The following is an 18,190-nucleotide window of genomic DNA, read 5'->3' on the forward strand; positions in this document are numbered from 1 at the left end:
GGATTCAGATTGGAAATCGTGAAACACCGTCTGCAGGGGGCATGGTGAAAAACACGGCCAACATTTTTTCTCTAGAGCACGCTACCGTGCGCAAACAGGCAGCCGCTATATTTTCATCTGGCCGGTAACCGGACTCCTTTGGTGATTGCGTTCGCGGGGTATAGTTCTGCAGCAGGCTGAAGGTTTTGCTCCGTTGTAATACGGTGTTTGCGGATTCTTTTGCTTTTCTTGGGTTTTCCTCACCTATTCTGCCATGCCCGCCCGAACCGAAACTGTCAGAAAACACAGAAAACTAGGCAGGCGGGAAAGATGTGGATGGTTTTTTCGGCTGGGGTGATGAGCGGTACGGCTTAAACAGCCGGGGATGATATGGTTTGATTTTGAACGGCAATCCGAACCCCGCAGGGCGGGGATAGCAAAAAAACCATCGGCAGCGGGTGGCTGCCGACAAAGCCTGGGTTGTATACCCCAACATCGCCTGCACTGCTTTAGCAGATATGATAGCTAATAACCCCGCTTCAAAAAAAGGGCTGTCGACCAGCAAAGCCGCCTTGATGTGGGTGTTTGGTTTACTGAAAGATTAATAATGCTGGGAATCAGCGTAGACTATAAACAAGTACAGGAAGGCCTCAGTCAACTGCTGAAGAATGACACTGATACTCACCCCATGATACGCGCATCGCCACTGAAGATTGTATCCCTCACGGAGAACAACTTTGAAAGTGGGGGCTGGAGCGGCAAACAGCGGCGGTAAAACCCTGCAACTCTCAGGCCAGCTGCCTCCAGTATCAACACTCAAGTCAAAAACCGGCTTCGCCCTCATCAACAGCAATAAAAAATACGCCGCCATCCACCATCTCGGCGGCCAAGCTGGGCGCAGCAGAGCCGGCCCCAACTCAGCACCGAGCACGCACTTCTCGATATCGCTCTAAAATCCCTGAGTAAAGGTATAAAAAACGGGGCCGATTTAGCCCGTTCATTTTATTTCACTCTATGCAATATTGTTTCAAATCTCCCATTCCACTAAATCCAACTTTATCCCTCTTAGTCCCATTTATCTCACATACCCTATATATTTATTTCAGGTCTTATGAAGCAAAATTCATTTTAAAGGGGTCTTTCCGCATATTTCCATATAGTGCTTTATTATAGATCATCCTGTCGGTGGCTGAAGCGAAACCCAGGGTTTCTTTTAGGAGCTGACGTAGATTAGCGGTCATGACATGCTGCTAAAATGAAGATAACAAACTGTAAATTAAGCAAAAAAGCACAGAAGACATTACTCAGATATTTTGTGCCGGAAGTTACCGCCGTTCGGCTGCCGATGTCTTGGGTATCCGGCCCAACACCGCCATACTCTTTTACCGCAAAATCCGCCTCGTCATCAGCCGTCATTCGGCCTTGGAGGCCGATCAGGTTTTTGAAGGTTCCGTAAAGTCAGATGAGAGCTGCTCCGGCGGTAAGCGCAAAGGAAAACGCGGCACAGGAGCCGCAGGCAAAGTGGTGGTTTTCGGTATCCTCAAACATGGCGGCAAGGTTTATACCGTGGTCGTGGATAACGCCAAAAAAGAGAGTTTGTTGCCTGTTATTGCGAAGAAAATCATGCCGGACAGTGTGGTGTATACCGACAGTTTAAGCAGCGATGATGTCCCGGATGTCGGCGGTTTTCACCACCATAGGATTAACCACGGCAAGACATTTGCCCGGAGGCAAAACCACATCAGCGGCATTGGGAATTTTTGGAATCAGGCCAAGCGTGTGCTGCGCAAATACAACGGAATCGACCGGAAGTCTTTTTCCCTATTCTTGAAAGAATGCGGGTTTCGTTTTAACTTTGGCACACCAAGTGAGCAGTTGAAAATCTTGCGGGACTGGTGTGGTATTTAGGGCTAATCTACTTCAGCCCCTTCTTTTAAATGCAGGTAAAAGTATGTTCCGGCACCTCGTTAAATCGTGCCAAGCGATGTTTGGCATAGCGCCAAAAGAATTCGATACCGTTGATATGTTGCATACCTCGGGCAAACCCATTGTCGCCGTGATGCACGCTGAAATGCTTTGCAAAACCCATGGGGCTTAGAAAGAAAAATCAGCAAAAATGATGTTAAGCTTCTAATATACCTATTAAAAACAAATACCAAAAGTTCAGTAAAATTACCGAATCAAAATTCCGTCAAATCCTGCGCCTTTTCACACTTGATTTGACCGCTTCCGATACCGCCAGACTCACCGGCATCAGTACCCAAAGTGCCAATATCTGTTTCTCAAACTGCGTTGCCGTATGGCTGCTGAATGTAAACGGCAAACTCCCTCTGCCGGTGTGGTCGAACTGGACGAATCCTACTTCGGCTCCAAACGCATCCGAGGGCGGGCGGGGGAGAGGGAGGCAAAACCATTGTTTTCGGCATCTTAAAACGGGACGACAAAGTCTATACCGAAATCGTGCCGGATACTTCGAAAGCTACACTGCAACAGGTTATTCGAGGGCGGGTTGCTGTTGAGATTGTCATCAATACTGACGGCTGGCGCGGCTATCACGGCTTGGTCGATATGGGCTGTGAAAAGCACTTCAGGGTACATCATGGTGCAGACGAGTTCGCCCGGGGTGCGCAACACATTAACGGCATCGAATTGTTTTGGGGTTATGCCAAAAACCGCTTGGTTAAATTTAACGGTGTACCGAAACAGACTTTTTATTACACTTAAAGGAAACCTAATTTCGCTTCAATCACAGGCATGATGATCTGTATTAGTCTTGCTTAAAATACTGAGAAATCGACCCTTGGGCTAATTTTGCTTCCTAAGCCCCAACCCATTTCGGTGCCCCGCCGGCCATCGGTATTGGTCATGCTCTCGACTTTGATACGGCCTCCGATAACCTTTTGCAGCGTTGCTTTGAAAGCATCGGGAACAACTTCGGTACAAACCCTTGCTGCCTCGTTTTAGGATGTCGGAAACGATGATTTTAGCACTCGCTTTGCCCCCGCGTTTACCTCGGATGCTTTTTGCATTGAAATGGGATTCGTCTGATTCTACGGCGTTTTAGAAAGAGGTGTCTGCCCGCATTCGCCAGCAGGGCTCCGGCGTAACTTCAGGTACGGACTGTTGATGCTTCCAACACTGATTCCGGTCAGTTTGGACGGTATCGGAAGCGTTCAAATAGAAAGCGGAAAGCCGTAAGACCTGACGGCATTGGGACTCGGTAATTTTACTGCACTTTTGATACTTGTTTTTTAATTTCATTTCAGAAGTGTATCACTATATTGGGTGACTTTGCTTCCTAAGCTCCTACCAAAATAAACTAAAACTGTATAACTGTTTAAATTAATCTAAATAAAAAACCTGAACATCCTTTAATTCAAATAAAGGTGAACAGGTTTTTATGCATTCGAGATGTAATATATTATTTTACGTAAAACACTTTGCTTGGCTTTTTAATGCAGTAGTCAGTTGTGGCACGACATCAAACAGGTCACCGACAATACCGTAATCGGATACGTTAAAGATCGAGGCATCAGGGTCTTTGTTTATGGCCACGATCACTTTACTGTCTTGTATGCCGGCAGTATGCTGGATAGCACCGGAAATTCCTATGGCGAAGTAAAGTTGCGGAGCAACCACTTTACCGGTTTGACCCACTTGAGCATCATTCGGAGCGTATTCGGCATCAACGGCAGCGCGGGATGCACCGATTGCTGCTCCAAATATATCGGCCAGTGGTGTAAGTATAGCGTTGAATTGTTCGGCACTTCCCAAAGCGCGTCCGCCTGCCACCACTACTTTGGCTTGAGTCAGCTCGGGGCGGTCGGATTGGGTAAATTCCTTTTTCACAAAACGGCTCAGGTTTTGTGCCGGTGCCGCTTTTATAGTCTGCACTTCGGCATTTCCACCATTTTCTGCAGCGTCAAATGAGGTAGCACGGAAAGTAAGTACTAACTTTGGAGCATCACTTTGTATGGTTTCAAAAGCATTACCTGCGTAAATTGGTCGAACAAATGTTTTAAAATCAACTACCTCGGTTAAATCAGAAATCTGTGGTGCGTCAAGTAGAGCCGCGATGCGGGGGAGTAGGTTTTTACCGAAAGCAGTGGCTGTGGCACTTATATACCGGTAATCTCCAGCTAGGTTGACCACCAACGGGGTAATTTCTTCTGCAAGTGCGTTGCCGTAATGGGGAGCATCTGCTAGCAAAACCTTAGTTACACCGTTGATTTTCTTTGCAGATTCAACTACATCGGCAGCATTATGGCCTGCCACTAAAATGTGAACCTCACCGAGCTTAGCGGCAGCGGTAACAGCATGCAAGGTGGCTGGATTTAACTGTTGGTTATTGTGCTCTGCAATAATTAAAACGCTCATGTTTCGCCCTTTTTCAAATAACTTTGGCTTCGTTTTTCAATTTTTCAACCAGTTCGGCAACACTGCTTACTTTGATGCCGGCTTGACGTGGCTTAGGTTCGGCCACTTTCACAACATTGGTTTTCGGGATGACGTTTACGCCGAGATCGGCCGGCGTAGTTTTTTCAAGCGGTTTTTTCTTGGCTGCCATAATATTGGGCAGTTTGACAAAACGTGGCTCGTTTAAACGCAAATCGGCACTGATTACGGCAGGCAGCTTCAACGCCAGCGTTTCTTCACCACCATCCACTTCACGGGTTACCAATACTTCATTATTGCCTTCCAACACCACTTTGCAGGCAAACGTACCTTGTGCGACACCAAGTAGGGCTGCCAGCATTTGCGCTGTCTGATTGGCATCATCGTCAATGGCCTGTTTGCCCAGCAATAACAGCTGTGGAGTTTCTTTTTCGGCAACAGCTTTTAACAATTTAGCAACCGTCAGCGGTTCTAATTTGGCATCTGTTTCTATATGAACAGCGCGGTCGGCCCCCATCGCCAAAGCGGTGCGCAGGGTTTCTTCACTTTTTTTTCCACCCAACGATACGGCCACAATTTCGCTGATTTTACCTGCTTCTTTCAAGCGTACCGCTTCTTCTACGGCCACCTCGTCAAACGGATTCATCGACATTTTGACATTGTCGATATCTACGTCTGAACCATCGGTTTTCACACGGACTTTAACGTTATAATCCACCACTCGTTTTACGGCAACCAGTGCTTTCATAAACCCTCCTTAAGCCGGGCTCCCGGCAGTAATCGGTTAAACGGTTTTTGCAGAAAAAACAAAGTGCCTGTTCTGCAAAAACGACTCACACCGCCAAACAAAATAGGGATTATACCCGAATTAAAGTAATTGCTCTCAAGCATCTGCTGATATGTGAAAAATATTGAAAAATTATATAGGCCGTCTGAAAACGGCTGCCGGCATCACAGATGCCGGCATGATAAAGCTCTACTTTTATCTTCAGACGGCCTCGGCTTTTGCCCGTATGCAGGACAATAAGCTTTGATGCACTTCTTCCACATCAGGAATTTTCGCTACATTGCCGAGGTTCACCGCCCACGGCGAAACCTGTACGCCGGTTTTGGCCGGGTCGCTATCGGTATAGATACCGACCACAGGTGTATCCAGTGCATTGGCAAGGTGCAGCAAGCCGGTATCCACGCCAATCACACCGGCAGCATTATCAAGCAAGAAAGCAGCCTGCAACAGATTCAGCCTGTTGCACACTCGGGCAAACGGCAATATGGCTGCAATATTTTCCGCCCGCAGTTTTTCTGTTTCATTACCCCACGGCAGGTAAATGGAGCTGCCACCGCCGTCATGCAGTTTTTGCAATAAATCAAGCCAATGATTTTGCGGCCATAGTTTGCTGTCGCGGCTGGTGGCATGCAAGGCAACATAATAATGTTCAGGCAAATCTTTCAGACGGCCCTCCGGCGGTACACTCAACCCGAAACGCTGTTCGGCAGGTATTTCATAACCAAACGCCTGCGCAAACAAATTACGGTTGCGCCAAACGGCATTCCTGCCTTTGGGCACTGCATAAGTTTGGTTATAAATTAGAGCCGCCCAGCGTTCTCGCGCACTGTTGAAATCCAAGCCTTTGGCGGGCGCATTGGCCGTTTTTGCAAACAACGCACTCTTCATCAACCCTTGACCGTCTAACACAAAATCAAATTGCTGTCGCTGCAAAATACTTTTCAGACGGCCTATTTCACGCCATGTTTCTGCCTGGCCCAATTGTTTGCGCCATTGCCGCCAGCGCATCTCGTGCACTTCTTTCACAAACGGATGCAGACGGGCAATGTCGGCAAAACCCGCTTCGCTCAACCAATGCAGTTCCACATCAGGGTGTGCGCGTGATAAATCGCTCACGGCCGGCAGCGTGTGGATTAAGTCACCCATACTCGAAAGCCTTACCAGCAGCACCTTCATCTCAGCAATCCCGTCAACAGTCGCCGTGTTTCACGTGAAACATATACAAACTATTGATTTTTAATATAATCTGAAACAGCGTTGGCGTTTTCCAGCACCAATGCCCCGGCATCTATCATTTCGTTCCATGCCGTTTCCACAGTTTCGGGAGCAATGCCCCGGCATGCTGCCGCATTCACGACCACTTTCCAGCCGCCTCCCTTTAGAAGCTGTAAAACCGTTGTTTTCACACAATAATCTGTGGCCAAGCCGCCCACGATAATGATTTCCGCCCCTTTGCTGTGCAACCATTCGAGCAGCCCTGTGCTGAGCTTTTCGCCGATATCGTGAAAACAGGCTCCGTAGGGGTGAAATTCGGGATCAACGCCTTTCCATACACAATAATCGTATTCTTTGGCTGATGGCAGGCCGTCTAACAGTTCATAGCCCCTGCTGCCTACAATCGCGTGGGAAACCCAAGTAACATCGGCTTCGGGCAGGCCGGTGGGTTTGAGCATATCGGCAGCATCCGCCACCAACCATTTCGCCGCCGGGCTGTGCGCATCTTTAGTCATCACACGCAAATCTGCCAGCGCAGCCTGCGCATTCAGTTCCGCCACTATCGTATCGCCCTCAACCACCGGCAGTTCGTTTGGGCATAATGGTGAAAAGGTTTTCTGGGCATCAACGTCTATCGACACTATCATAAACAGGCTCTCGGTTTTCAGCAGCCACCATTATAACAAAGGCCGTCTGAAACCGATAACGCAACAGATTCAAGTGAAACCGATGCGGCATCGATCGTTTTTTGGGCTCAAAAACAATTCTGTAAACTACCGAAGCAATTTAGCTGGTACTGCACTTCTCTGAGCCCACATTTTCGATATCGGGAAAGCCGCAGATGGCAGATTCTTCGGCAAAGGCACTGCGGTATGGCAGCGCCTCTGCAAATTAAGCAGGCTCACAATACGCTTACTGTCTTCAAATCCACATCAGTATCCTGGTTTAAATGCCCTTTACTCCAGTGTTATCATGCGCCTTTACCAACGGCTTTCAGACGGCCATGCACCATACCATTACCCCCATTGCCACTGCGCATTCCCCCTACAAGCAAAAATTCGGCATTGCCCGCCAGCCCGGTCTCGTACCCGCTGCCGAAGTATGCATCGAGCTTGCCCCATCGTTCCCTGCCGACAGTGTACGCGGCTTGGAAAACTTCGATTATGTGTGGATCAGTTTTATTTTTCACGATGTTTTAACCGAAGGCTGGTCGCCGCTGGTACGCCCGCCGCGCTTGCGCGGCAAACAAAAAATGGGCGTATTTGCCACCCGCAGCCCACACCGCCCCAACCATCTCGGCCTATCGCTGCTGAAACTCGAGCGTATCGAAACCACCCGCCCAGTGCGCCTGTATTGCAGCGGTGCCGACCTGCTTGACGGCACACCCGTTATCGACATCAAACCCTATATTCCGTTTGTAGAAGCCAAACCCGATGCCGCAGGCGGTTTCGCTGCCGCCAAGCCCGAAGAATTGTCCGTAAACTGGCATCCCCGCTGCAGAGTCGGGCAGCTCACCCAAGCCGACCGCGATTTAATCGGACAAAGCATCGCCCAAGACCCGCGACCCGCCTACCAAGATATTCCAAAACGGGTATATGTGATGGATATTGCCGCCTACTGTGTAAAGTTTCAAATCAAGGGCAGCAGTGCTTTGGTTCTGGCGGTAGAAACACTCAGAGAAACATAAATCACAATAAACTGATCAGACCGTCTGAAAAAATAAGGGGCTGAAGTAGATTAGCCCTAAATACCACACCAATCCCGCAAGATTTTCAACTGCTCACTTGGTGTGCCAAAGTTAAAACGAAACCCGCATTCTTTCAAGAATAGGGGAAAAGACTTTCGGCCGATTCCGTTGTATTTGCGTAGCACGCGCTTGGCCTGATTCCAAAAATTCTCAATACCGTTGATGTGGTTCTGACGGTCGGCAAACGCTTTGGAATGGTTGATACGGTGATGGATAAAACCGCTGACATTCAGCGTCTCGTAGCTGCTCAGGCTGTCTGTATAAACAATACTGTCCGGCATGATTTTCTGTTTGATTACAGGCATCAAGGTGTCTGATTCGGCATTGTTTGCAACCACCGTATAGACTTTGTCGTTCCGTTTCATAATACCGAAAACCACTACCTTTCCTACCGCCCTGCGTCTGCGCCGTCCTTTGCGCCGTCTGTCGAAACAGCTTTCGTCCAACTTAACCGGGCCATCGAAAACCTCGTCTGCCTCCAATGTCAAATGATGGCTGATGACCTGACGGATTTTGCGGTAGAACAATGTCGCCGAATTGGGATGGATGTCCAAAGTATCGGCAGCGGAACGGGCAGTTGCTTCCAGCACAAAAAACGCAGCAGTTCTTTCTGTGTTTTTTCTTTAATTTGCGGTGTGTTATCTTCATATTTTGAGGGTAACATAACTGCTAATCTAGTACAGCCCCAATAATTTTGCCCATTTCTCCATGACTATTCACACCTTCGCCACATCCAAATTCATTAACTGGTAATCGCCTGCCTCATCGCGGCGGTACACCCGCACAAACGGTTTGCTGATATGCACCTGCAGGCTGTCGCTCAAAGCCGTCATTGTCCGCCGCCACTTTTCATCGCCGATTTGCAGGCGCAGGCCGAGCACGCAGGCGATGGAGATATTGCCCTCTTTGTCCACTTGGAAGGCGGCGTTAATCAGCGTTTTCAGCTCGGCGTGGCTGCCTTCCACCCACTCGTTGAGGCACTCGTCAATCAGAGCTTTGGTGGTCAGCAGACCTTCGTCAGACACCAAAGTGTCCTGCATGGACAGCTGTACACGGTACGCACCATCGAAGCTGAGCAGGCCGATATGCCCGAATTTGCCGAGGGCTTGCCGGTTCCCCCCGATGCTGGCCGTCTGAATGTGCAAGGCCGCGCCTTGATCGATGCGCCGGTGGCCGAACTGAAAAAAGGCGAAACCGCCGACAACCTGCTCGACCGTCTGAGCGCCGTTTATCCCGAGATGGACGACACAGCCCTGCAAAACGAGCTGGCCAGGCTGATATTTTTATCGGGCCTGGTCGGCAGGATTGAAGCGGCTCAGGAGATGGGCAAATGAACCCCGAAGACATCAAAGCCGTGTTCGGCATGCAGCCCGAAGCCGCCGTGGCCTATCTGAAACAGAAAGGCCGTCTGGTATCGTGGGACTGGTAGGATATGTTTGATGATACTCTCTATCCGCCGCTGGATTACCGTTGCCGCTGCCGCGTCAAACCGCTCTCCGAAGCGCGCGGTGCGGCCAAAGTGCTGCCCAGCCCCAAATTGGAAACGATAACGGTCGATATCCGCACCAACGAATACACCGGCGAAGAGCGCTATGCCCAACGCACCGGCATCCGCATCAACGGCACCTTTGTGGCACCCAACGCCGGCTTCAATGCCAATCAGGGCAAAGCCATGCTCAGCCGCATGGCGCGGGTGGCCGCCGAAAAAGCCCGGGCCGTCCACCCCGACATCGCCCGCACCGCCATGAAAGAGCTGGCGGCAGACAAACGTTTTAAAAACAGCCTACCCAAAGCCGTGCTGGCTTGGGTGTTGGATTTACTGAAAGGGTAAAGATGGCAGAGTTGGACTTAAGCCGGGATATTTATCGGGCAGCCTACACTATTGAAGACAGTGTGGATGTGGGAAGAAATTTAAAAGACGACAACACCATAGTGTTGGACTTCGGGGAAATCAACGTCATCATTGACGATTTTCAAGCATTGGATATGATGCGGAAACTCGCCGCATTTTTTAATTATAAACTGGTGGATTTAGATGCTTGAAATCAGCTTAGATGCCAGTCAACTCGAACACGGTCTCAGCCAACTGTTGAAAAACGCCACCGACACCCGCCCCGTGATGCGTGCCATCGCTACCGAAATGGTCTCACTCACGGAAGACAACTTCGAAAGTGAGGGCTGGGGTGGGCAAAAATGGAAGAGAAGCCGGCGCGTTGCCGACAACGGCGGCAAAACCCTGCAATTATCCGGCCGGATCGCCGCCGGCATCAGCACCCAGATCGGAAACGGCTTTGCCCGTATCGGCAGTAATAAAAAATATGCCGCCATCCACTACTTCGGCGGTAAAATCGAAGCCGAAAAGAAACCATATTGAGTTTTTCCGCTGCAGGTGGAGGATTCCGTAAAGTAAAATCTGTAAACATTCCGGCACACCCCTGCTTACCCATCAATGGAGCGGGCCAACTTCCAACCCAGCGCCGAAAAGAAACTCATCGACACCGCCATCGAATCCCTCAAAAGCTCCCTCAAAAGCGGCCTTTAAAAATAAAATGGGCAATCTGCCCGTTTGTTTTGTTTCACACCGTGAAACAACATTTCAAATCCGCCATCCCACAGCATCCACCACCATCTGGCTGAATCCCATTTAGCTCATTTGCTATTGATATAAAAATGCGCTATTTCTCCGAGATGGGCTTTGTTGTAGTGCAGTGTTTGGCTTGTTTTTTTTGAGTGTTTCCCAATGATCTTTTTGATTTTGACTAGCCGTTTTATGCCGTATTTGCCCCGTTTGAAATAGTTGTCGTGGCGGAGTAGAACAGGTGCTTTTGTAGGGCATGGCTTAGTTCTTGCCGAAAGAATACACAAACAGTGTTGATACTCCGATACACTGCTTTTGCTATAATCACTACATTTGTTTAACGGGGTATTTTATGTCTGCCACTGGTGCTGCCATTGCCGCTATCGCTACCGCGCCGGGGCGCGGAGGGGTGGGTGTGATCCGATTGTCGGGCAGCAATCTGCTGCCGTTGGCGCGGTGCATCAGCGGTGGTAAGACGCCTGTGCCGCGCACTGTGCTTTATACTGATTTTGTTGATGAAAACGGCCAAGCTATTGATAGCGGCCTGATGCTGTATTTTGCCGCGCCGGCAAGTTTCACCGGTGAAGACGTGCTCGAGTTGCAGGGGCATGGCGGGCCGGTGGTGATGCAGGTGCTGTTGTCGCGCTGTTTGCAGTTGGGTGTGCGCCTGGCCGAGCCGGGTGAATTTACCAAACGTGCGTTTCTCAATAACAAACTTGATTTGGCGCAGGCCGAGAGTGTGGCCGATTTGATCGATGCTTCCAGCCGGTCGGCCGCACGTATGGCGGTGCGTTCGCTCAAGGGGGCGTTTTCGCAACATATTCGTGTGCTGACCGATGATTTGATTACGCTCAGAATGCTGGTAGAAGCTACGCTGGATTTTCCCGAAGAAGAGGTTGATTTTCTTGAGGCTGCAGATGTGCGCGGCAGGCTGGCGCAACTGCAGGGCCGTCTGAAAACTGTTTTGCAGAGTGCCGAGCAGGGTGCGATTCTGCGCGAAGGCATGAGTGTGGTGCTGGTGGGTGCGCCCAATGTGGGCAAGTCAAGCCTGCTCAATGCGCTGGCGGGAGATGAGGTGGCGATTGTTACTGATATTGCCGGCACTACCCGCGATGCGGTGCGCGAGCAGATTACGCTCGATGGTGTGCCCGTGCATATCACCGACACCGCCGGTTTGCGCGACACTGATGATGTGGTGGAGCAAATCGGCATCGAGCGTAGTCGGAAGGCTGTGGGCGAAGCCGATGTGGCGCTGATTCTGATCGATCCTGCCGAGGGCATCAACGCCAAAACCCAAGCGATTTTGAACGGCCTGCCGCCGTTGCTGAAAAAAATCGAAATCCGCAACAAAATCGATTTGTCCGGCGAAGCTGCCGAAACGGTTTCAGACGGCCTGAAATTTGCCGGCGGTGCTGATACTTTAATCAAACTTTCGGCCAAAACCGGCGAGGGTCTGAATCTGCTCAAGCAGGCGTTGCTTGATAAAATCGGCTGGCAGGGCGGAGATGAAGGGCTGTTTCTCGCCCGCCGCCGCCATTTGGCCGCACTGCACGAAGTGGAAGCCGAGTTGGAAAACGCGGCGTTGTGCGGCAGCGGCCAAATTGAGTTGTTGGCCGAACACCTGCGCTTGGCGCAGGCGGCGTGCGGTGAAATCACCGGTGAGTTTACTGCCGATGATTTGTTGGGGGTGATTTTTTCGAGATTCTGTATCGGGAAGTAGGCGGCAGTTTGCGGAATATTTTGTGTGATGGGGAAAATCTGCTTGGCTCTAGGCTAGCAGCTTTATATAAATTTAGGGGCTGTCCTAGATAACTAGAACAAATCCTGCTTTACTAATTGTTTTAAAATAGAAATTTGAAATTTTATCTCACTGTTGTTAAAACGCCATTCACACTCTTTCAAATACAGTTCAAAATGCTCTTTGGGAATGCCGTTAAACTTGCGTAAATGGCGTTTTGCTTGGTTCCAAAAGTTCTCAATTCCGTTAATGTGATTTTGTCGCTCAGCAAAATGTGTGCTGTGATTGATCCGAAAATGTGAAAATTCGCTCACATCAAGAACGTCATAACTTTTGTAACAATCGGTATAAACAATGCTGTCAGGCTTCACTTGCTCGCGGATAATTGGCAATAAAGTCGCAGTTTGTGTATTGGGTACGGCAACGGTGTAAACCTTACCATTACGCTTCAAAAGCCCGAATACAGCCACTTTGCCAGCCGCACCGCGACCACGTTTGCCTTTGCGTTGTCCGCCAAAATAGCTTTCATCAACTTCTACTTCACCATCAAGCATTTCCAGATGCGGGCTGTTGTGATAGATAAGTAAGTGCAAACGGTGGAAGTAATAGGCAGCGGTATTTTTATTGACGCTAACTAATTGCGCCGCTGTGCGAGCGGTAACACCTGCAACAAATAGTTCAATCAGTTTGTTTTGCTTGTACTGACTTAAACGACTTTTTCTCATAGGGATTATTCTAACCTGAAGTTAAATTTCCCTAGTTATCTAGTACAGCCCCTAAATTTACTTTAAAAGCCCCCAAAGTTGGTGACTCAGTTCATCAGAGTTTCGGTTCCATCGCCATCCGCATTCCTTCAGGTGCAAATCAAAGTTTTTGGTTACGCCGTTGAATTTGGCGGGCCTTCGTTTGGTAAAACTCCGGAAGCTTTCAATACCATTGATGCGCCCGGTACCATCCGCAAACTCATTTTGTCCGTGATTAACGCGCAAATGTTTAGAGTAGCCCGCACCAACCAGGCCGCTGTAACCGCGCCGGCTATCAGAATAAACAACACCCTCCAGAGAGACCTTTCCCAATATAACAGTTTGAAGTGTTTGCTTTTTACAATCAGAAACGATTTCGGTATAAACCCTGCCGTCTCTTTCGAAAATACCAAAGACGGGTTGTTTAAGCGTTCCTCTGCCACGCTTTGACTTGCCATGGAAACCGCGCTACAAATAGCTTTCATCAACCTCTATGCTGCCGTATAACAGGTCTTTTTGCCCGCTTTGGCAGCAGTATATTTCGTGTCTGAAAATGCGATACCGGTGGTTGATGGTATTGCGGTTGAAGCCTGTCGGCAAAGCGGTTTTGAGGCTTCTATACCGACACAAAAATGCTTGATAATTTTTTGAGCTGATGGTCACTTAACTTGTTGTTATATTTCATTTTTCCAGGCTAACAGAGCTATTCTGCCAGTTTAGAGCCTCTGCTTTAACAAATAACGGCAGCGCATCAGCCTGCCCGGCTGTGCGGCCGGTATGGTTTGCAGCGTGCCGCTTTGCGTTGGTTTTCATGGGCGGCTGTGCCCGCGCCAGACCCGGTTTGGAGGGGAATCAAGGCAATAGGCGGGATTCGTGCCGGCATGGCTTGAGGCCGTCTGAAATGTTTACGGGGTGGTTGAATGGCAGATACGGCAAAACACTGTGGCGCGGAATAAGGCGGCGCAGCCGGGAACGGTAGGATGTGGTATGGGCGGTTCTGCGGCTTAACCGGCATATCAAAAACGCTCTTTTGGAGCCGGCGCACCGGCGTTGCATTATGTTGTGGCAGCTGATACTTTTTTAAAACAGTTATTTAAAATAAAACGGTTACGGCATTGGCTTACCCGGCCGCACGGTTTGTATTGTTTGCGGGTGCCCCGTATTTTAAACCGGGTTGGCTATATGGTATTTTCAGACGGCGCGGCGGGGATAGGGCGGCCTCCCTTTATTTCTGTTACTGCGCTTTGCTGCCGTAGTCTCAAAAATGAAGGGGGCTTCACTATAGTGCACTCTCAGGGTTTGCCCAAACCCATACCGGGATCTAAAAAATTTGCGCCATATCCGGTTGGGGCGGGTATGGCGCAAGGGAAACAGAAGCTCTAGCGCTCCGGATGCGGCAAGGGTGCCGGCCTGTGTTACATCAGGTTTAAATCGCTGATGCGGTCGTAGAGGCGTTCGGGGTCGTTGCCTTCTTCGTGCAGTTGGATGCGCAGGCGCAGGTCGTTGGCAGAGTCGGCCTGGCGCAGAGCTTCGCTGTATTCGATTTGGTCTGTGGTGTAGAGTTCGAACAGGTGTTGGTCGAAAGTCTGCATGCCTTCTCCGAGCGAGCGCGTCATCAAATCTTTGATGCCCATTAATTCTCCTTTGAAAATCAAATCCTGCATGGCGGGGTTGTTGAGCAGCAGGTCGATAACGGCGGTGCGCAGGCCGCGGCCTTTTTTAATCACCAAACGCTGGCCGATGATGGCGGTGAGGTTCAGCGCCAAATCCATCAACACTTGCGGTTGGCGTTCTTCGGGGTAGAAGTTGATGATGCGCTCGATGGCTTGTGCGGCATTGTTGGCGTGCAGGGTAAACACACACAGGTGGCCGGTTTGGGCAAGCTGCAGGGCGTATTCCATGCTGGCTTCGCTGCGCACTTCACCGATACAGATTACATCGGGCGCCTGGCGCATGGCACTCTGCACGGCCAGCTTCCAATCGGACGTATCGATGCCGACTTCGCGTTGGGTGATGATGCAGCGGCGTGGTTGGTAGAGATATTCAATGGGGTCTTCGATAGTGATGATGTGGCCGGGCACTTTTTGGTTGCGGTGATCAATCATGGCGGCCATTGAGGTGGATTTGCCAGAGCCGGTGGGGCCGGCAAGAATCAGCAGGCCGCGCGCAGTGAGGGCAAGCTCTTTGAGTTTCGGCGGCAGCGAGAGCTCGTCTATGCTGGGAATGTGCGGGTTGATGCGGCGCAGCACCATGCCGGGGCGGCCCTGCTCGTGATAGGCATTGACGCGGTAGCGGGTGTTGCTGCGCGACTGCACCGAATAGTTTAATTCCAGATCGCGGTTGAAGGCTTCGAGCTGCTCATCGTTCATGGTCGATTGGGTGATGGCGGCCGTATCCGAGCCGGTGAGCGCCTTGTGCGGCATCGGTGTGAGTGTGCCGTTTACTTTCATCGAAGGCGGAAAGCCCGCGCTGATAAAAATATCGGATGCGCCGCGCTGTTCAGCTTCAGAACACATACGTTCGAGCAGGGGGTGCAGCCGGGTGCCGATTTCGGCGGGTGTGGGGATATGGGGCGGTTGGTTTTTCTGTGAATAAGCCTGCACCATTTCGGAAAGCAGGTTGTGCAGTTGGTTGGATTCGCTCATGGTGTTTTCCCTGAGATTTTTCGGTATCGGTTGTTTCAGACGGCCTGATGGCCGTGTGGGGGATTCGGCCGTCTGAAAAGAATCAAATCAATCAAACAATCAGATCGGCACTTTGCGCCTTGCTGCGCGCCACTTCGGGGCTGATAACGCCCTGGCGCACGAGGTTTTGCAGGGCTTGGTCGAGCGTTTGCATACCGTGTGCCTGGCCGGTTTGCAGCGCCGAGTTGATTTGGGCGATTTTGTTTTCGCGGATCAGGTTGCGCACGGCGGCGGTCGACACCAGAATTTCATGCGCCGCCACGCGGCCGTTGCCGTCACGGGTTTTCAGCAGCGTTTGCGAAATCACCGCGCGCAACGATTCCGACAGCATCGAGCGCACCATTTCTTTTTCGCCGGCGGGGAACACATCGACAATACGGTCCACCGTTTTGGCCGCTCCGGTGGTGTGCAGGGTGCCGAACACCAGGTGGCCGGTTTCGGCGGCGGTGAGTGCCAGGCCGATGGTTTCCGGGTCGCGCATCTCGCCCACCAGAATCACATCGGGGTCTTCGCGCAGTGCCGAGCGCAGCGCATTGGCAAAGCTGTGGGTGTGCTGGTGCAGTTCGCGCTGGTTGATGAGCGCCTTTTTGCTTTGGTGCACAAACTCGATCGGGTCTTCGATGGTGAGGATGTGGGCGGGCTGGGTGTCGTTGATGTAATTGATCATGGCCGCCAGCGTGGTGGATTTGCCCGAGCCGGTGGGGCCGGTAACCAGCACCAGGCCGCGCGGGTTGTCGGAAATTTTTTGAAAGATGCGCGGGGCTTTGAGGTCTTCGAGCGTGAGCACATGGCTGGGAATGGTGCGGAACACCGCCGCAGGGCCGCGGTTGGTCATGAATGCGTTGACACGGAAGCGCGCCACATTGGGCAGCTCAAACGAAAAATCCACCTCAAGGTTTTGCTGGTACACTTTGCGCTGGTAGTCGTTCATCACCGAAGTAACCATATTGCCCACTTCTTCGCTGCCCATTTCGGGCAGGTTGATGCGGCGCACATCGCCGTGCACGCGTATCATCGGCGGCAGCTCGGAGCTTAAGTGGAGGTCGGACGCTTTGTTTTTCACGCCGAAAGCGAGTAGGTCGGTAATCTGCATAATGTGTAGCCTTGCGTTTTCAGTTAAAATTTTTCAGACGGCCGCTGCCGGTTTCGGCGGCGGGTTGTTTCGGTGCATTATTTTAAATAGATAACTCATGTTAAACCAAGTAAAATTTTAATTATTTTTGCTAACGTGCCAAAAACGGAAAGAATCATGACAAGCCTGCAACAAAATTACCGCAATGTGCTGGCCCGAATCGGCCGCGCCGAAGCCGCCGCACACCGCCCTGCGGGCAGTGTGCAGCTGATTGCAGTGGGCAAAACCTTTCCCGCCGGCGATATTCGCGAAGTGTATGCCGCCGGCTGCCGCGATTTCGGTGAAAACTATATTCAGGAATGGTATGAAAAAACCGGGCAATTGGCCGATTTGCCCGGCATCGTGTGGCACATCATCGGCGATGTGCAGTCGAACAAAACCAAATATGTGGCCGAGCGCGCCCATTGGGTGCACACCATAAGCCGTCTGAAAACCGCGCAGCGGCTCAGCGCGCAAAGGCCGTCTGAAATGCCGCCTTTGCAGGTGTGCATCGAAGTGAACATTGCCGCCGGACCGACCAAACACGGCGTGGCGCCCGAAGAAGCCGTGGCGTTGGCCTGCGAAACGGCGAAGCTGCCGAATTTAACTGTGCGCGGCTTGATGTGTGTGGCCGGCGAGGGCGGCAGCGAAGCGGCATTGCGGCAGCAGTTCGGCAAAATGCAGCAACTGCTGGCCGGTTTGAATGCAGCGGGCGTTCGCGCCGATGTGTTGTCGATGGGCATGTCGGCCGATATGGATATTGCCGTGGCGTGCGGCGCCACCCATGTGCGCGTGGGCAGCGCGGTTTTCGGAAGCAGGGGTTGAAATGAAACGCGGTGTGATGGTGTTGCTGTGTCTGGCGGCTGGGAGCTGCAAGCTGATGGGGTGGTATGGGTGTGATTCTCTGTCCGGCTGGTGCCGGCCTCAAAAACCGGCCGCCATCGATTTTTGGAAGATTAAGGGTGAACCATATCCCTCTATCGATGACTATGCCACCCCGCTTGAAAACGGGAGCCGGGCCATTGATGCCAATGCTTACGATGCCGCCCGCAATGCCTATTTTTATAAAAAGATTGATAAATTTGAAGCCTGCGGGCTGGACTGGCGCACCCGCAAGCCCCTGTTGGAAACATTCGGGCAGGAAGGTTTTGACTGTTTGGAAAAACAAGGGTTATACCGGACATCGCTCTCTGAAGACACCCGGTGGTAACCG

The 18,190-nt window shown here is 51.1% G+C and carries 14 protein-coding genes and 8 pseudogenes; 11 read left to right on the forward strand and 11 right to left on the reverse strand.

The window, feature by feature from the left end; translation table 11 throughout:
* Window positions 1-722 precede the first annotated feature (722 nt).
* Together H7A79_RS11975 and H7A79_RS11980 are read left to right on the forward strand one after the other, a co-directional pair.
* Complete coding sequence (locus H7A79_RS11975; protein WP_245231745.1) at window positions 723-932, forward strand: phage virion morphogenesis family protein; 210 nt, start codon at window positions 723-725, stop codon at window positions 930-932.
* Between the two features lie 302 nt (window positions 933-1,234).
* Window positions 1,235-1,887: pseudogene (locus H7A79_RS11980) on the forward strand (IS1595 family transposase).
* Between the two features lie 2 nt (window positions 1,888-1,889).
* On the opposite strand, the pseudogene H7A79_RS11985 reads toward H7A79_RS11980, so the two are convergent.
* Window positions 1,890-2,077 (reverse strand): annotated as a pseudogene (locus H7A79_RS11985) (IS1595 family transposase); the annotation flags it as partial.
* Window positions 2,078-2,114: 37 nt separating this feature from the next.
* On the opposite strand from H7A79_RS11985, the pseudogene H7A79_RS11990 reads away from it, so the two are divergent.
* Window positions 2,115-2,788 (forward strand): annotated as a pseudogene (locus H7A79_RS11990) (IS1595 family transposase).
* Between the two features lie 617 nt (window positions 2,789-3,405).
* On the opposite strand, the gene H7A79_RS11995 reads toward H7A79_RS11990, so the two are convergent.
* The 4 genes from H7A79_RS11995 to H7A79_RS12010 all read right to left on the reverse strand — a co-directional run bounded on the left by H7A79_RS11995 (window position 3,406) and on the right by H7A79_RS12010 (window position 7,023).
* Complete coding sequence (locus H7A79_RS11995; protein WP_187000376.1) at window positions 3,406-4,356, reverse strand: electron transfer flavoprotein subunit alpha/FixB family protein; 951 nt, start codon at window positions 4,354-4,356, stop codon at window positions 3,406-3,408.
* Window positions 4,357-4,369: 13 nt separating this feature from the next.
* On the reverse strand, window positions 4,370-5,122 hold the full coding sequence (locus tag H7A79_RS12000) for an electron transfer flavoprotein subunit beta/FixA family protein (RefSeq protein ID WP_135037504.1): 753 nt from the start codon (window positions 5,120-5,122) through the stop codon (window positions 4,370-4,372).
* Window positions 5,123-5,362: 240 nt separating this feature from the next.
* Entirely contained in the window at window positions 5,363-6,337 is a 975-nt protein-coding gene (waaC, locus tag H7A79_RS12005) for a lipopolysaccharide heptosyltransferase I (RefSeq protein WP_187000377.1), read from the reverse strand.
* 50 nt (window positions 6,338-6,387) lie between these two features.
* A complete protein-coding gene (locus H7A79_RS12010) occupies window positions 6,388-7,023 on the reverse strand; it encodes a nicotinamidase (protein WP_135037510.1) in 636 nt (211 codons plus the stop codon).
* 356 nt (window positions 7,024-7,379) lie between these two features.
* On the opposite strand from H7A79_RS12010, the gene tsaA reads away from it, so the two are divergent.
* Complete coding sequence (tsaA, locus tag H7A79_RS12015) at window positions 7,380-8,063, forward strand: tRNA (N6-threonylcarbamoyladenosine(37)-N6)-methyltransferase TrmO (protein ID WP_135037513.1); 684 nt, start codon at window positions 7,380-7,382, stop codon at window positions 8,061-8,063.
* A 56-nt stretch (window positions 8,064-8,119) separates the two neighbouring features.
* Here the strand turns inward: tsaA and H7A79_RS12020 are convergent.
* Window positions 8,120-8,771, reverse strand: a pseudogene (locus tag H7A79_RS12020) (IS1595 family transposase).
* A gap of 68 nt (window positions 8,772-8,839) precedes the next feature.
* Window positions 8,840-9,223: pseudogene (locus tag H7A79_RS12025) on the reverse strand (DUF3164 family protein); the annotation flags it as partial.
* On the opposite strand from H7A79_RS12025, the gene H7A79_RS12030 reads away from it, so the two are divergent.
* From H7A79_RS12030 to mnmE, 5 genes and pseudogenes are all read left to right on the forward strand, one after another.
* On the forward strand, window positions 9,209-9,457 hold the full coding sequence (locus H7A79_RS12030) for a DUF935 domain-containing protein (RefSeq protein ID WP_246408168.1): 249 nt from the start codon (window positions 9,209-9,211) through the stop codon (window positions 9,455-9,457). The pseudogene H7A79_RS12025 and the gene H7A79_RS12030 overlap by 15 nt on opposite strands.
* Window positions 9,458-9,564: 107 nt before the next feature.
* Window positions 9,565-9,954: pseudogene (locus H7A79_RS12035) on the forward strand (phage head morphogenesis protein); the annotation flags it as partial.
* A gap of 2 nt (window positions 9,955-9,956) precedes the next feature.
* Entirely contained in the window at window positions 9,957-10,166 is a 210-nt protein-coding gene (locus H7A79_RS12040; protein WP_187000117.1) for a hypothetical protein, read from the forward strand.
* Window positions 10,159-10,665 (forward strand): annotated as a pseudogene (locus tag H7A79_RS12045) (phage virion morphogenesis protein). Before H7A79_RS12040 ends, H7A79_RS12045 begins: the two are co-directional and overlap by 8 nt.
* Before the next feature lie 388 nt (window positions 10,666-11,053).
* Window positions 11,054-12,421, forward strand: coding sequence for a tRNA uridine-5-carboxymethylaminomethyl(34) synthesis GTPase MnmE (gene mnmE / locus H7A79_RS12050; protein ID WP_187000379.1), 1,368 nt, complete (start codon window positions 11,054-11,056; stop codon window positions 12,419-12,421).
* A gap of 92 nt (window positions 12,422-12,513) precedes the next feature.
* On the opposite strand, the gene H7A79_RS12055 is transcribed toward mnmE, so the two are convergent.
* The 4 genes and pseudogenes from H7A79_RS12055 to H7A79_RS12070 form a co-directional block, all read right to left on the reverse strand.
* Complete coding sequence (locus H7A79_RS12055; RefSeq protein ID WP_187000380.1) at window positions 12,514-13,164, reverse strand: IS1595 family transposase; 651 nt, start codon at window positions 13,162-13,164, stop codon at window positions 12,514-12,516.
* A 57-nt stretch (window positions 13,165-13,221) separates the two neighbouring features.
* Window positions 13,222-13,867, reverse strand: a pseudogene (locus H7A79_RS12060) (IS1595 family transposase).
* A gap of 730 nt (window positions 13,868-14,597) precedes the next feature.
* Entirely contained in the window at window positions 14,598-15,827 is a 1,230-nt protein-coding gene (locus H7A79_RS12065; RefSeq protein WP_187000381.1) for a PilT/PilU family type 4a pilus ATPase, read from the reverse strand.
* A 91-nt stretch (window positions 15,828-15,918) separates the two neighbouring features.
* Window positions 15,919-16,959, reverse strand: coding sequence for a type IV pilus twitching motility protein PilT (locus H7A79_RS12070; RefSeq protein ID WP_135036006.1), 1,041 nt, complete (start codon window positions 16,957-16,959; stop codon window positions 15,919-15,921).
* A gap of 156 nt (window positions 16,960-17,115) precedes the next feature.
* On the opposite strand from H7A79_RS12070, the gene H7A79_RS12075 reads away from it, so the two are divergent.
* Window positions 17,116-17,802: a YggS family pyridoxal phosphate-dependent enzyme gene (locus H7A79_RS12075; RefSeq protein ID WP_135036009.1), complete on the forward strand. Its 687-nt coding sequence runs from the start codon at window positions 17,116-17,118 to the stop codon at window positions 17,800-17,802.
* 1 nt (window position 17,803) lies between these two features.
* Window positions 17,804-18,187 carry an RNA-binding protein gene (locus H7A79_RS12080; protein WP_187000382.1) on the forward strand — a complete coding sequence of 128 codons (384 nt, stop codon included), beginning with the start codon at window positions 17,804-17,806 and terminating at the stop codon, window positions 18,185-18,187.
* Window positions 18,188-18,190: the final 3 nt, after the last annotated feature.

Origin of the sequence: Neisseria musculi, assembly GCF_014297595.2 — a bacterium.
GTDB classification, from domain to species: Bacteria; Pseudomonadota; Gammaproteobacteria; order Burkholderiales; family Neisseriaceae; genus Neisseria; species Neisseria musculi.

What these genes read in the sequence shown, in the direction of transcription:
- H7A79_RS11995 (WP_187000376.1), bottom strand. Translation starts at nt 4,356, where the DNA reads ATGAGCGTTTTAATTATTGCAGAGCACAATAACCAACAGTTAAATCCA.
- H7A79_RS12000 (WP_135037504.1), bottom strand. Translation starts at nt 5,122, where the DNA reads ATGAAAGCACTGGTTGCCGTAAAACGAGTGGTGGATTATAACGTTAAA.
- waaC (WP_187000377.1), bottom strand. Translation starts at nt 6,337, where the DNA reads ATGAAGGTGCTGCTGGTAAGGCTTTCGAGTATGGGTGACTTAATCCAC.
- H7A79_RS12010 (WP_135037510.1), bottom strand. Translation starts at nt 7,023, where the DNA reads ATGATAGTGTCGATAGACGTTGATGCCCAGAAAACCTTTTCACCATTA.
- tsaA (WP_135037513.1), top strand. Translation starts at nt 7,380, where the DNA reads ATGCACCATACCATTACCCCCATTGCCACTGCGCATTCCCCCTACAAG.
- H7A79_RS12030 (WP_246408168.1), top strand. Translation starts at nt 9,209, where the DNA reads ATGCCCGAATTTGCCGAGGGCTTGCCGGTTCCCCCCGATGCTGGCCGT.
- H7A79_RS12040 (WP_187000117.1), top strand. Translation starts at nt 9,957, where the DNA reads ATGGCAGAGTTGGACTTAAGCCGGGATATTTATCGGGCAGCCTACACT.
- mnmE (WP_187000379.1), top strand. Translation starts at nt 11,054, where the DNA reads ATGTCTGCCACTGGTGCTGCCATTGCCGCTATCGCTACCGCGCCGGGG.
- H7A79_RS12055 (WP_187000380.1), bottom strand. Translation starts at nt 13,164, where the DNA reads ATGAGAAAAAGTCGTTTAAGTCAGTACAAGCAAAACAAACTGATTGAA.
- H7A79_RS12065 (WP_187000381.1), bottom strand. Translation starts at nt 15,827, where the DNA reads ATGAGCGAATCCAACCAACTGCACAACCTGCTTTCCGAAATGGTGCAG.
- H7A79_RS12070 (WP_135036006.1), bottom strand. Translation starts at nt 16,959, where the DNA reads ATGCAGATTACCGACCTACTCGCTTTCGGCGTGAAAAACAAAGCGTCC.
- H7A79_RS12075 (WP_135036009.1), top strand. Translation starts at nt 17,116, where the DNA reads ATGACAAGCCTGCAACAAAATTACCGCAATGTGCTGGCCCGAATCGGC.
- H7A79_RS12080 (WP_187000382.1), top strand. Translation starts at nt 17,804, where the DNA reads ATGAAACGCGGTGTGATGGTGTTGCTGTGTCTGGCGGCTGGGAGCTGC.